A 10570-nucleotide genomic window follows, 5' to 3' on the forward strand; every position below is an offset into this window, starting at 1 on the left:
TACATTAGAGGCTCAAAACCATGAAAATTACTGCGGTCGTATCGACCAAAGGCGGCGTAGGTAAAACCACTGTAGAGGCCAATCTTGGCGCGTTCTGCGCTGATGCCGGCCTGCGAACCCTCCTGATCGACCTGGATCCCGCCCAACCGTCCCTCTCCTCGTATTACCAATTGGTCGATGAAGCTCAAGGCGGCATCTACGACCTGCTCGCATTCAACATCACCGAATCCGTCAGAATCATATCCAGCACCACCATTCCTAACCTGTCGCTGGTTATCTCCAACGACATCAATAACCAACTGAACAGTCTGCTCCTGCAAGCACCCGACGGACGGCTGCGTCTGGCCAACCTGATGCCGGCGTTCGAAGATCACTTCGACCTGATACTGATCGACACTCAAGGTGCCCGCTCGGCCATGTTGGAAATGGTCGTCCTCGCCTCTGACCTGGTCATATCCCCTTTGCTCCCCAACATGCTCGCCGCACGCGAATTTAGCCGTGGGACCATGCAGATGTTGGATGGCCTGCGCGCCTACGGGCGCCTGGGCATGAAAATCCCCCCCGTACAGATCGTTATCAACAACCTCGATCTCACCGTCGACGCCCAAATGATCGAGCAGTCAGTGCGGGAAATCTTTCAGGACAACCGCGAAATTAGCGTTCTGAACTGCACCATACCGGCAGCGGTGGTGTTTCGTAACGCCGCGTCCCTCGGCGTACCCGCCCATCGCCTGGAATACCGGCAACCATCCAACCGAAAATCCCCCGCAGCGCTCGCCATTATCCGCCAATTGGCCATTGAGCTCTTCCCTGAATGGAGAGATCGTTTCGAAGGTTTGACCGAAAGCGTTGTCGCGTCGCTTGTGAAGGAGGGTCGTTGACATGGCGCATCCCTCCATTACCGATGCCAGCAGCATCACCGCCAATGTCATTCTGGATGTTGGCAAATATTACAGCGCTCAACAGTTGCGCACTGTGCAGGCCAAGCTAAGCGGCGCCGTACGGGAAATCCGGTATTTGACCGGCGGTAACACATTGCCTGGCCGAATCGGTGCCCAATTGAACCTGGAGCAGCGCCAGCTTTTGCAAGATGCCGCCAAGCTCATTGAGTCAGTCAACACCAATATCAAACATGCAAAGGAAAAGCGCAGCCGTACTGAGGAGCACGCTAAACGCCGTCAGCAGGCTCGATACGCCGAAGCTAAGCGTGTCGTCGCTGAAACATACCCTCTGCCGTGCGAGACACTGGCTCAGCTACTGGACGTCCTCAAAACACTACTGACGTTCAATCGTGCAGGCGTCCTCAATAACGGTTACTCCCCTCAAGGGTTCAACGTCAGGCTTCGGGAATACCTCTCCCCCTCGTACATCCGAAAACTCATTGGATGGCCCAGTCCACAAGCGTTCTGGAAAAGCACAGCCTATTCATTGCGCAATGAATTTTTGCTGACCATGGAACATGAGATCAGCTACGACGATGGCTCAAGCATTCTTGAGAGACTCTATGCAGTGGAGCAAAAAGTAGCCAACTGCCAGTCCTCGGTTTACCTCTGCGCTGACGAGGAAGAAACACTGCGCCTCTGGTCGCAAGCCCTCGCCCCCTCGGAACTGGGGAGTGGCCGGTGATGGATAAACAAAAAGTTCTCAGCAAAGTCGCCAAACTCATGGCGCTGGCCAAATCGCAAGGTGCGACACCAAACGAAGTGGAAACTGCGCTTCGCCAGGCTCGCCACTTGATGAAGCAGTACAACCTTGAACACATCGAAGTGGCAGCTCACGCCATTGAAGAAACCAGCGTCGGTACCAATACCCGGCGTGCGCCGCAGGGTTGGTTGCACACCTTGGCTTGGATTTGCTCACAGGCCTTCGATTGCAGCCACTTGGCCTACTTCAATCCGCTATTAGGCTGGTCTTTCAAGTTCCTTGGGAAAGGAATTGCTCCCGCGTTGGCGGCTCATACCTATTCAACCCTGCATCACCAATTGGTCGCGGCTCGTCGCGTTCATGTTGCTCAGCAAAAGCGCTGCCAGCTGAAAACAAAACGCCATCGCGGCCAATTGTTTGCCGAGGGCTGGCTCAGTGCGGTCGCTGAAAAAGTGACCCAATTTGCAGGGGGCGTCGACCAAACCACCGAACAGGAAATCCAGGCTTACCTTGAATGGCATCACCCAAAACTCAAGCAAGCCACTATCGAGCCCATAGAAGCCAAAGGTCATGACACCCGCTCCCTGCACGCAGGCTGGCAACAGGGCCAAAACGCCAAACTGCATCGAGGTGTTGCTCAACAGCCACAAGAAGCCTTAGGCCAAGGGGGGTAGTCAATGAGAACTCATTCTCTATCCCCCTTGGCCAAAGCAGCGTTGGAACATGCGCGTGCCCAACTTGGGCTTGGCTCGGCTCACAAACACCACATTTGGAGTGAGGCAGAAGAGTGCATGCTCATTGCCCGCTATCCCGACGAACCGACCCAGCTACTGGCCGATGAAATGGGGCTGAGCGTCTATCAGGTCTATGCCAAAGCCAAACGAATGGGCGTGAGCAAAAGCGCTGAGTTTCTTTGCAGCACTCTCGGTGGCCGGCTCGACGGCAAGCTGGGTGCTGAATACCGCTTTTCCAAGGGCTTGACCCCATGGAACAAGGGCCTCAAGGGGCTTCCTTCCTCTGGTCGTATGGCACACACACAGTTCAAGGCAGGCAATAAGCCGGGAAATTGGCTCCCCATCGGCAGCCTGCGCACAACCCCTGATGGTTATCAGCAACAAAAGATGACCGACACCGGGTATCCACCGGTGGACTGGAAAGCCGTGCATGTCCTGCTTTGGGAACAGCACCACGGGCCGGTCCCTATCAACATGTGCGTGTGTTTCAAGGACGGTAACAAAGCCCACATTTCCCTGGACAACCTGGAGTTGATTACACGGGCGGAACGCATGCGTCGCAACACCATTCACCGGTATCCAGAAGAGCTGAAAAGCGCCATTCGTACGGTTAGCAGGCTTAAGCGCACCATTCGGGAGGCTGAACATGAGAAACAAAATTGAAGATCTGCGCAATCACTTGTTCGTCGTGATTGAGGGGTTGCTCGACCCAGAAAGGCCGATGGACATCGAGCGCGCTAAAGCCGTCGCTGATGTTGCGCAGGTGATGATCAATTCGGCCAAGGTCGAAGTGGATATGGTCAAAGCACTAGACGCACGTAACGGCAGTGGCTTTCTGCAGATAGGCCAGGAGACCGTGAAATGAATCACCTGGACCTCTCACCGCCCTACTCCGTCGAGGCTGAACAAGGTGTTTTAGGTGGACTACTGCTCGACAACAACACCTGGGATCTCATTGCGGACAAACTGGATGCATCCGACTTTTTTCGGCATGACCACCGCTTGCTGTTTCGGGCAATTGCCGGGCTTGCTGAAAAGTCCATTCCATTCGATATCGTCATCGTCTTCAACGCGCTGGAGGATCCAGACGAAGCAGGTGGACTGGGCTATCTGGGCGAGCTGGCCAAGAATACGCCGTCTGTAGCCAACATAGAGCATTACGCGTCCATCGTGCGTAATCGCTCTCAGCTCCGGCAGCTTATGTCCCTGGGTTACCAATGCTCTCGCGAAGCCACGGATCCACTGGCGAATGCAACCGATGTTCAGGAGTCGATTGAACAACAACTGTTCGCGCTTGGCGAAGGCAAGAGTGCATCTGAATTCGTCGACATCAACCAGTGCCTGACGATGGTCGTCGAACAAATCGACGAGCATTTTAACGGCAACATAACCGTGACGGGCGTGCCATCAGGCCTTGATGATCTGGACGATCTGACCTCGGGTTTTCAAGAGGCAGATCTGATCATCCTCGGCGCACGTCCGTCTATGGGCAAGACCTCCCTAGCCTTGAACTTTGTGGATAAAGCCCTGCAGACAAAGCTTGATCGAACGGTTCAGGTCTTCAGCATGGAGATGCCAGCTAAAGCGCTGATCTATCGATTGATGGCCATCCTTGGCCATATCGATCTTGGGAAGCTATTGAAGGGCAAGCTCGATGACGATGACTGGCCGAAACTGACCGCCGCTGTTTCGCGTATCAACAGCTACGGCGAGCGGTTGGTCATCGACGACTCGTCCAATCTTACGCCTGCTGCAATCAGGGCCAAATCCCGCCGCGCAGCTCGCCGCTTCGGCCACCCATGCCTAATCCTGATTGATTACCTACAGCTTATGCGCTGCCCGGGTCATGAAAATAAGGCCAATGAAATCGGCGCTATTTCTCAGGCCCTCAAAGCCCTGGCCAAGGAAATGAACTGCCCTGTGGTAGCGCTTTCCCAGCTCAATCGAGAGCTGGAGCGTCGTCCAAATAAACGCCCGATCAACGCCGACTTGCGTGATAGCGGCGCCATTGAGCAGGACGCAGACCTCATCATGTTCGTCTACCGGGACGAGGTGTATCACCCGCAGACCGAGTACAAGGGCATCGCCGAAATCATCATCGGCAAGGCCCGTAACGGTCCGACCGGAACCGTTCGCACGGCGTTCATCCCGCACCAAACCCGCTTTGCAAACCTCAGTGCCAACACCGGCTGGCAAGGGGTTCACCTATGAAAAAGCATCCTGCACTCTCTGCTGCCTTGAGTACCGACACCGGAACACCGTTGAGCGCCGAACAAATCAGGATACGCGACCTAATTTGCTCCACAGACCACTCTGCTTTGTTGCAGCGGCTCTTGAGTCCTGGTGTTTCAAAAACGCTGTATTCGCGTGCGGTGATCGACTTTGTCATCGCCTACGGTAAAGCGACAGACGCTCACCTACCCATTGCTGAAGCAGCTAGAAAACAATGCTATGAGCAGCAGATTGCGCAGGGTTTCAGTCATGAGCACGCCAATCGAGCGGCACTCGGGGCTTGGCTCAATGAGTGCTTAACGGTCCCCTTCCCGGCTCTCGGGCATGCAGCGCCCTCATCAAATACCGCAGAGGCCCCTGGTAGCCCTCCAGTGCCAGAGCAGGCATCTGATCTAACGACCCAAGACGCTGAGGAGCAAGTGCCATGATCGTTTCATATGATTGGCTCAAAAGCGCTTTGGCGCGTTCATCTCCAGCTAATACGACTCCAATGATCATCAAGGCATCACAGATCACGGTCACGCTGCTGTGCCCCAGCGCACTTTTACTAAGTTACTTCTGGTCAGTATGGATACCGCGCTATTTGCTGGATCGCTCGTTGAAAGCGTCCGTACGACCATTGCTTAACGCGTCCTCCAAAACCCAACACTGCACCGTGGTGTTTCGCCTACCGGTCGGTCGCGATACGGCCCGGCAGTTTTTGACTGACATCGGTGAAAAGTATCCAGGCTCCAACCCCGAAATTATTGCCCTCGCAATAGGTAATGCCCTGGGAGGTGATAAGTGAGCATTGATCATGACTGCTTCAACTGCGGCGCGGGCCAGGATTTTCTTTCCCTGCGCATGACCCGAGCCCTATCAGCGGTTCTGCAAGAGCGCAATCAGCAAATTGGTCCTAAAGGCTACGCTGTCCCGCTCGAAGACCAACACATCCACGGCGAGATTGCACAGGCCGCCGCTGACTTCCTGACTCCTGCACAAATCCTAGCCGCCAAAAACAGCTGGGCAGTACATAAAGCCGAGCATCCCCGTCGCCGGCAATTGGTTATCGGTGCAGCCCTGGCGTTGGCTGAAATTGAACGAATTGACCGTCTTTCACTAATGCCTGGTGAGCCGGTGGGTATTACCCCAAGCCCCCTCACTGAAGAAAACCGCACAGACAAACTTCAAGATCTGATGCGAGAAGAGCTGCACATGCTGCGTGCCTCTCATGACCACGAGCTCTGCAGGCGCGTCGCGCTGGATCAACAACTTGTGGAGCTTGTTCGAAAAGTCATACACGCGGTGAAAACCGGCTCGCTGCCCACAGACCTTACTGAACTCGAAGCCTGGCTGTTTCAGAAGGTGGACAGCGATGAGTAAGTTCCTACGAGGAGCCCAAGACAGGCTTCAGCAGCTATCTGCATTTGCTCAGTCCGAAGGTTGGACTGTAACGCGAACGGCCGGCGGGCACATCAAGTTCAGCAAACAGGGTTACGCACCCATATTTACATCCTGCACGGCCAGTGATTACCGCGCTGAACGCAACGCTATTGCCCGCTTGCGCCGAGCCAGCCTACTCAACAAACAGCCCTCATAGGAAACGCGTGATGAGCAATCAACCAAAACACCAAATCGAAGAAAAATTTGTCCTGCGTCTTCCCGATGGGATGCGCGGGCGTATCGCTATGCAGGCGCGCGAAAACGCACGCTCAATGAATTCGGAAATCATCCATCGCTTGGAGAACACCGCCGAACTTGAAACTGCGCTCGAGCGCGCATTGAAAATCATCGACCAGTTGCTTCTGGTCCCCGCCCCGCCCTATGAAAATCAGGGAGCCCGCGCATGAAGCAGTCTTTGGTCCAGACCATGAAAGACAAGTTGGTGGTGCCGGCATTTGATTCGAATTTGCCGGCAGCAGCACGCATGAGTGATCCCATCGTCGACACCCCCATGTTGTTGACGTTGGATGAAACGCTGCCATATGACGAAAACCCACGAACAACCCGCAACCCAAAGTATGACGACATCAAAGATTCGATACGGCATCGAGGACTTGATACGCCTCCTCCCGTCACACGTAAACCAAGTGAGGAGAAGTACCGAATCCGCAATGGCGGTAATACGCGCCTGGCCATTCTCAACGAGTTGTACCGTGAAACCGGGGACGAAAAATTCTTCAGGTTTCATTGCCTGTTCCGCCCGTGGGACACGGTGCGGGGCGAAATCATCTCGCTCACCGGGCACTTGGCCGAAAACGACTTGCAGGGCCAGCTCCTGTTCATCGAACGCGCTATGGGCGTCGACAAGGCTAGGGCGCTGTATGAAACAGAGGCTGGAGAACCAATCTCTCAACGTGAGCTTGCGAGACGGCTGGCCTCTGACGGATATCCAGTTTCTCAGCCACATATCAGCCGGATGCAAGACACCATCCGTTACCTTCTGCCGGCGATTCCCGCCTTGCTGTATTCTGGACTTGGATTTGATCGAGTCGTAAAACTGTTGGGGCTAAGAAAAAGTGCGCTTCAATGCTGGGAGCGTAATTACCAAGAGCAGGAGCAGCCCCTAGACTTCGACACTGTTTTTCAGGATGTGCTGTCCCAGTTTGAGGGGGACGCGGAAGAGTTTCTGTTCCCGCGCTTCCAGGACGAACTGATTGACCAACTCAAAAAGCCGTTGAATCTCGGTTACGAGAAGATACTGCTGGAGATTACCCAGAACCAAGATCAACTGCGCCGCTCAACACCGGTACTTGAGATGCCTCAGTACCCGGGTGTGCAATTTGAAAGACTGCCCCAACCTCATACGGCAGACGGTGGTATTCAGGCCAATCAGAGCCCTCCGCCACAACCTACTGCGTCTGGTATAGGTGGCACGCATCCAGTAGTAGAACCAGCCTCTACTGCGCCTCCTTCCCAGTCTGCGGCCCAGCAACAGTTGGCCCCTCCCCCGCACGATCAAATGAGCCCGCAGGAGCGACAAGCGCGTATCGATGCGCATATTGCGAGCCCGGTTAAAACCTCCCCCAGAGTCGACAAGATGAAACGGGAGCTCGCAGCGCTGGAGGGTGAAGTCTTGCCCGACTTTGCAGCGAATGCGTTGGTGGCCATCCCCATTCAAGCCGGTGGTCTCAACCCCATTTCGGACCTTTGGTACATCGAGCGTGAGATCGATAACGCCGTCACCTTGCGTCAGCACATTGCTCAGTTGGCACGCGAAATAGCCAGCTCCGTGAAAGCCCCCGGCGAATTCCTCGATATCGACGGTGGCGTGGGTTTTAGCTACCGGCATCCAGACGTTGAAGTGGACGTCACTGCCACAGCCCAACACACCTTGACGTTGCTCCAATCACTGAGCGGCTCAATGGCCATCGCGGTGAAGATGATTCAACAGAAGCCGGAGCTTCGAGTTGACGCCTTAGCCGACTTCGAGTTTGCAGCTGGGCTAGGCCCGATCCTGCTGGGTCAGCCTCACACACAAGATCAGGTGGCGGAGAATGAGAGCCGCCTCAGCGACGGGGCTCTGGTGAAACTGTTTCGAGTTATTCGTCTCGCGAGACGCTTGATTGACTTGGAAATCAAGTCAATCGCAAGGGGGAGTAGCGATGTCCAAGACACCTATCAATGAAGCCATTTTGGCTCAAGTTTTGCATCACATACGCAACGGCCAGCTACGGCGCTGCATTGAGATGGGTCTGGAGCCAGAGATACTCGCTCAGCTCCAACAGCCCTCTGTGTTGAGCTTGTTGCTCAATACCCCTGTGTCCTGGTGCAGGGTCACCATCGATGGGGACATGGTGAAAAAACTGTTAATCGGTGCGCAACGTTCCGACGAAGAGGTGCGCATGATCGAACGCGCCCTGCGACTGGGCGCAACCACTCAGATGCTGCAACAGTTCTTCGGGTTGTCTCCCCAGGACGTAGCCACCCAACGCCTGATGATGGGAGTTACGGCACGCCGCGGCCGGTGGAGAGAGTTCAGTGAAGAGATGGACGCTCACCTTTGGTATCGCTGGACTCATTTGATGCAGGAGCATCAAGTTGAGCTTGAAGACAGTTTAGCGTTGCTGGACATCGCCATGTTGGTGGCCGAAGAACTCAATGCCCCACAAGATACCAAACTGGATGAAAACTGCGAAAACCTCAGTTTGGCAATCATCTGGCACCGAGTGCAGTCGTGGATCAAAGAAGGGCTCTACCCAGCTACCGGACTGCCCAAAAGGCTGCAGTTGGTGTCTGCAACGCCACAGCGAGTGATTCCACCTGCGGTGATACCGGCGAAAGGTGAACCCAGCCTATGAAGTTGTCTCGGCTGCCATTGTCGACGCTTCTGGACTCGGCTTCGGGCCACCTTGAGGATTACTTACGCCTGAAAAAAGAGTCAGCACCGATTGAAACCGCAGGATCATCGTCCTACTCCGGCATCATTTTTAGCGGCAACCCGCACGAAACAGTTCCTCGCCGTTTGCTGCTGGATGACAGGTTGACCCCGCTTGAGAGAAACACCTGGCAGGTATTTCGTCTGTTGATCAATGACGACGGCCTTACGGCGTTCCCCACCTATGACCAACTGCGGCCATATTTGGGTATGCAACCCGGCAGGCTAGCTTCGCGCGAAACCGTATCAAAAGCCTTAGTCACCCTTCGCTTGACCCGATGGCTTAGCTTGGGCCGACGGGTGCGCAATGACCTCAGCGGTCAAGTTCAAGGCAACGTCTACCTACTCCATGATGAACCGGTGACACCGGCCGAGGCCATGGAGTTTGACAAGGATTATTTGCAGCTACTTGCTCAGTCTATGGAGCATCAGACGAAGGTGATCCGCGAGGTCGCGGAAATTGCCTGGAAAGAATTCGCAGCAGATCCCGATGTTGGCCAGCGCTTACCCAGCCGTTTGGACATCATCGAAAGCCGTCTGAATAGCCAGTCTTGGACGCAATCACAGGCACCTATCGCTCTAACAGTGCCTGAGTTCGGCATCCGAACTCAGCAAAATATAGCGCCGTCGTCACTGAGTTCGGATGCCGAACTCCGTGAAAATGAAGGCGAGCGAATCACTTTTGAGCTGAGTTCGGATACCGAACTCAGCCGGAATACACTGAGTACGGCCTTAGTTCGGCATCCGAACTCATATAGTACGTATACAAATACACACAACGATGTTTGTAAAAGCTCTGTACAGGTACCGCCCGCCCCTTCAACCGATATCACCGCCGGACTACTCGATGCCCTGCATCGCCTTCCCGCTGAACAAAAACAGAACGCGGTCGTGGCCTTGCAAAAAGTGCCGGTGGAGCTGAAACCAGCACTCATCACACAATGGATGCATCGCTGTGACTCGGGAGGAATCCGAAACCCACTGGGTTATCTGATGACACTGGTCAACATGGCGGTGCGTGGTGATTTCAACAGCGAGTGGAACCCTGACGGCAAGGTCAAATCGAGCCCGGGGCCCCAAGGCGCTGTTGATCCGCCAGCCAATACAGGTCCACCGACGCAGGCGGCGTCTGTCGTACGTAGCCCTGAGTCGATACAAACCGCCAAGCAAACACTCAGTGGAATGTTGCACCTGTTGAACCCCAGCAGAGGTGCACAACCATGATGCCTTCCGGCAACAACGGTGCAAGTGATTCGGCCCGAATCACCCAGGCAGGGGCCGATATCGGTGCTGGCCGTCAGCCAAGTGGTGCGGCCCACACCACCCTGACAGGATCCGATATCGGTATTGGCAGCAACGGTGCAAGTGTTGCGGCCCGCAACACCCCGGCAGGGTCCGATATCGGTATTGCCAGCAACGGTGCAAGTGTTGCGGCCCGCAACACCCCGGCAGGGGCTGATATCGGTATTGGCCGTCAGCCAAGTGGTGTGGCCCACACCACCCCGGCAGGGTCCGAAATCGGTATTGCCAGCAACATCGCAAGTGATGTGGCCCACATCACCCCGGCAGGGGCTGATATCGGTATTGGCCGTCAGCCAAGTGG

At 55.2% G+C, this 10570-nt stretch carries 14 protein-coding genes; all 14 read left to right on the forward strand.

Annotated features, from left to right (window positions below; genetic code table 11):
- Positions 1–20 precede the first annotated feature (20 nt).
- Positions 21–881: a ParA family protein gene (locus GNF76_RS13210; RefSeq protein ID WP_155583581.1), complete on the forward strand. Its 861-nt coding sequence runs from the start codon at positions 21–23 to the stop codon at positions 879–881.
- A gap of 1 nt (position 882) precedes the next feature.
- A complete protein-coding gene (locus tag GNF76_RS13215) occupies positions 883–1626 on the forward strand; it encodes a hypothetical protein (protein WP_155583582.1) in 744 nt (247 codons plus the stop codon).
- Positions 1626–2318 carry a DUF2786 domain-containing protein gene (locus tag GNF76_RS13220; RefSeq protein ID WP_155583583.1) on the forward strand — a complete coding sequence of 231 codons (693 nt, stop codon included), beginning with the start codon at positions 1626–1628 and terminating at the stop codon, positions 2316–2318. Before GNF76_RS13215 ends, GNF76_RS13220 begins: the two co-directional genes overlap by 1 nt.
- Before the next feature lie 3 nt (positions 2319–2321).
- Positions 2322–3041 carry an HNH endonuclease signature motif containing protein gene (locus tag GNF76_RS13225; RefSeq protein ID WP_155583584.1) on the forward strand — a complete coding sequence of 240 codons (720 nt, stop codon included), beginning with the start codon at positions 2322–2324 and terminating at the stop codon, positions 3039–3041.
- On the forward strand, positions 3025–3243 hold the full coding sequence (locus GNF76_RS13230) for a hypothetical protein (protein WP_155583585.1): 219 nt from the start codon (positions 3025–3027) through the stop codon (positions 3241–3243). Before GNF76_RS13225 ends, GNF76_RS13230 begins: the two co-directional genes overlap by 17 nt.
- Positions 3240–4589 (forward strand): replicative DNA helicase, encoded by a 1350-nt coding sequence (gene dnaB / locus GNF76_RS13235; protein ID WP_155583586.1) that lies wholly within the window; start codon positions 3240–3242, stop codon positions 4587–4589. Before GNF76_RS13230 ends, dnaB begins: the two co-directional genes overlap by 4 nt.
- Positions 4586–5038, forward strand: a complete 453-nt coding sequence (locus GNF76_RS13240) for a hypothetical protein (RefSeq protein ID WP_155583587.1) — start codon at positions 4586–4588, stop codon at positions 5036–5038. The genes dnaB and GNF76_RS13240 overlap by 4 nt, the downstream gene beginning before the upstream one ends.
- Positions 5035–5397, forward strand: coding sequence for a hypothetical protein (locus tag GNF76_RS13245; RefSeq protein ID WP_155583588.1), 363 nt, complete (start codon positions 5035–5037; stop codon positions 5395–5397). Before GNF76_RS13240 ends, GNF76_RS13245 begins: the two co-directional genes overlap by 4 nt.
- Positions 5394–5972 (forward strand): hypothetical protein, encoded by a 579-nt coding sequence (locus GNF76_RS13250; RefSeq protein WP_155583589.1) that lies wholly within the window; start codon positions 5394–5396, stop codon positions 5970–5972. The genes GNF76_RS13245 and GNF76_RS13250 overlap by 4 nt, the downstream gene beginning before the upstream one ends.
- Before the next feature lie 227 nt (positions 5973–6199).
- A complete protein-coding gene (locus GNF76_RS13255) occupies positions 6200–6439 on the forward strand; it encodes an Arc family DNA-binding protein (protein ID WP_155583590.1) in 240 nt (79 codons plus the stop codon).
- Positions 6436–8217: a ParB family protein gene (locus tag GNF76_RS13260; RefSeq protein WP_155583591.1), complete on the forward strand. Its 1782-nt coding sequence runs from the start codon at positions 6436–6438 to the stop codon at positions 8215–8217. Before GNF76_RS13255 ends, GNF76_RS13260 begins: the two co-directional genes overlap by 4 nt.
- A complete protein-coding gene (locus GNF76_RS13265; RefSeq protein WP_155583592.1) occupies positions 8195–8890 on the forward strand; it encodes a DUF2857 domain-containing protein in 696 nt (231 codons plus the stop codon). Before GNF76_RS13260 ends, GNF76_RS13265 begins: the two co-directional genes overlap by 23 nt.
- Entirely contained in the window at positions 8887–10191 is a 1305-nt protein-coding gene (locus GNF76_RS13270; protein ID WP_155583593.1) for an STY4528 family pathogenicity island replication protein, read from the forward strand. Before GNF76_RS13265 ends, GNF76_RS13270 begins: the two co-directional genes overlap by 4 nt.
- A partial coding sequence (locus GNF76_RS13275; protein ID WP_218585290.1) for a hypothetical protein occupies positions 10188–10570 on the forward strand: 383 nt, incomplete at its 3' end. The genes GNF76_RS13270 and GNF76_RS13275, both read left to right, overlap by 4 nt.

The organism is Pseudomonas spelaei (assembly GCF_009724245.1).
Lineage (GTDB): Bacteria > Pseudomonadota > Gammaproteobacteria > Pseudomonadales > Pseudomonadaceae > Aquipseudomonas > Aquipseudomonas spelaei.

What these genes read in the sequence shown, in the direction of transcription:
- GNF76_RS13210 (WP_155583581.1), top strand. Translation starts at nt 21, where the DNA reads ATGAAAATTACTGCGGTCGTATCGACCAAAGGCGGCGTAGGTAAAACC.
- GNF76_RS13215 (WP_155583582.1), top strand. Translation starts at nt 883, where the DNA reads ATGGCGCATCCCTCCATTACCGATGCCAGCAGCATCACCGCCAATGTC.
- GNF76_RS13220 (WP_155583583.1), top strand. Translation starts at nt 1,626, where the DNA reads ATGGATAAACAAAAAGTTCTCAGCAAAGTCGCCAAACTCATGGCGCTG.
- GNF76_RS13225 (WP_155583584.1), top strand. Translation starts at nt 2,322, where the DNA reads ATGAGAACTCATTCTCTATCCCCCTTGGCCAAAGCAGCGTTGGAACAT.
- GNF76_RS13230 (WP_155583585.1), top strand. Translation starts at nt 3,025, where the DNA reads ATGAGAAACAAAATTGAAGATCTGCGCAATCACTTGTTCGTCGTGATT.
- dnaB (WP_155583586.1), top strand. Translation starts at nt 3,240, where the DNA reads ATGAATCACCTGGACCTCTCACCGCCCTACTCCGTCGAGGCTGAACAA.
- GNF76_RS13240 (WP_155583587.1), top strand. Translation starts at nt 4,586, where the DNA reads ATGAAAAAGCATCCTGCACTCTCTGCTGCCTTGAGTACCGACACCGGA.
- GNF76_RS13245 (WP_155583588.1), top strand. Translation starts at nt 5,035, where the DNA reads ATGATCGTTTCATATGATTGGCTCAAAAGCGCTTTGGCGCGTTCATCT.
- GNF76_RS13255 (WP_155583590.1), top strand. Translation starts at nt 6,200, where the DNA reads ATGAGCAATCAACCAAAACACCAAATCGAAGAAAAATTTGTCCTGCGT.
- GNF76_RS13260 (WP_155583591.1), top strand. Translation starts at nt 6,436, where the DNA reads ATGAAGCAGTCTTTGGTCCAGACCATGAAAGACAAGTTGGTGGTGCCG.
- GNF76_RS13265 (WP_155583592.1), top strand. Translation starts at nt 8,195, where the DNA reads ATGTCCAAGACACCTATCAATGAAGCCATTTTGGCTCAAGTTTTGCAT.
- GNF76_RS13270 (WP_155583593.1), top strand. Translation starts at nt 8,887, where the DNA reads ATGAAGTTGTCTCGGCTGCCATTGTCGACGCTTCTGGACTCGGCTTCG.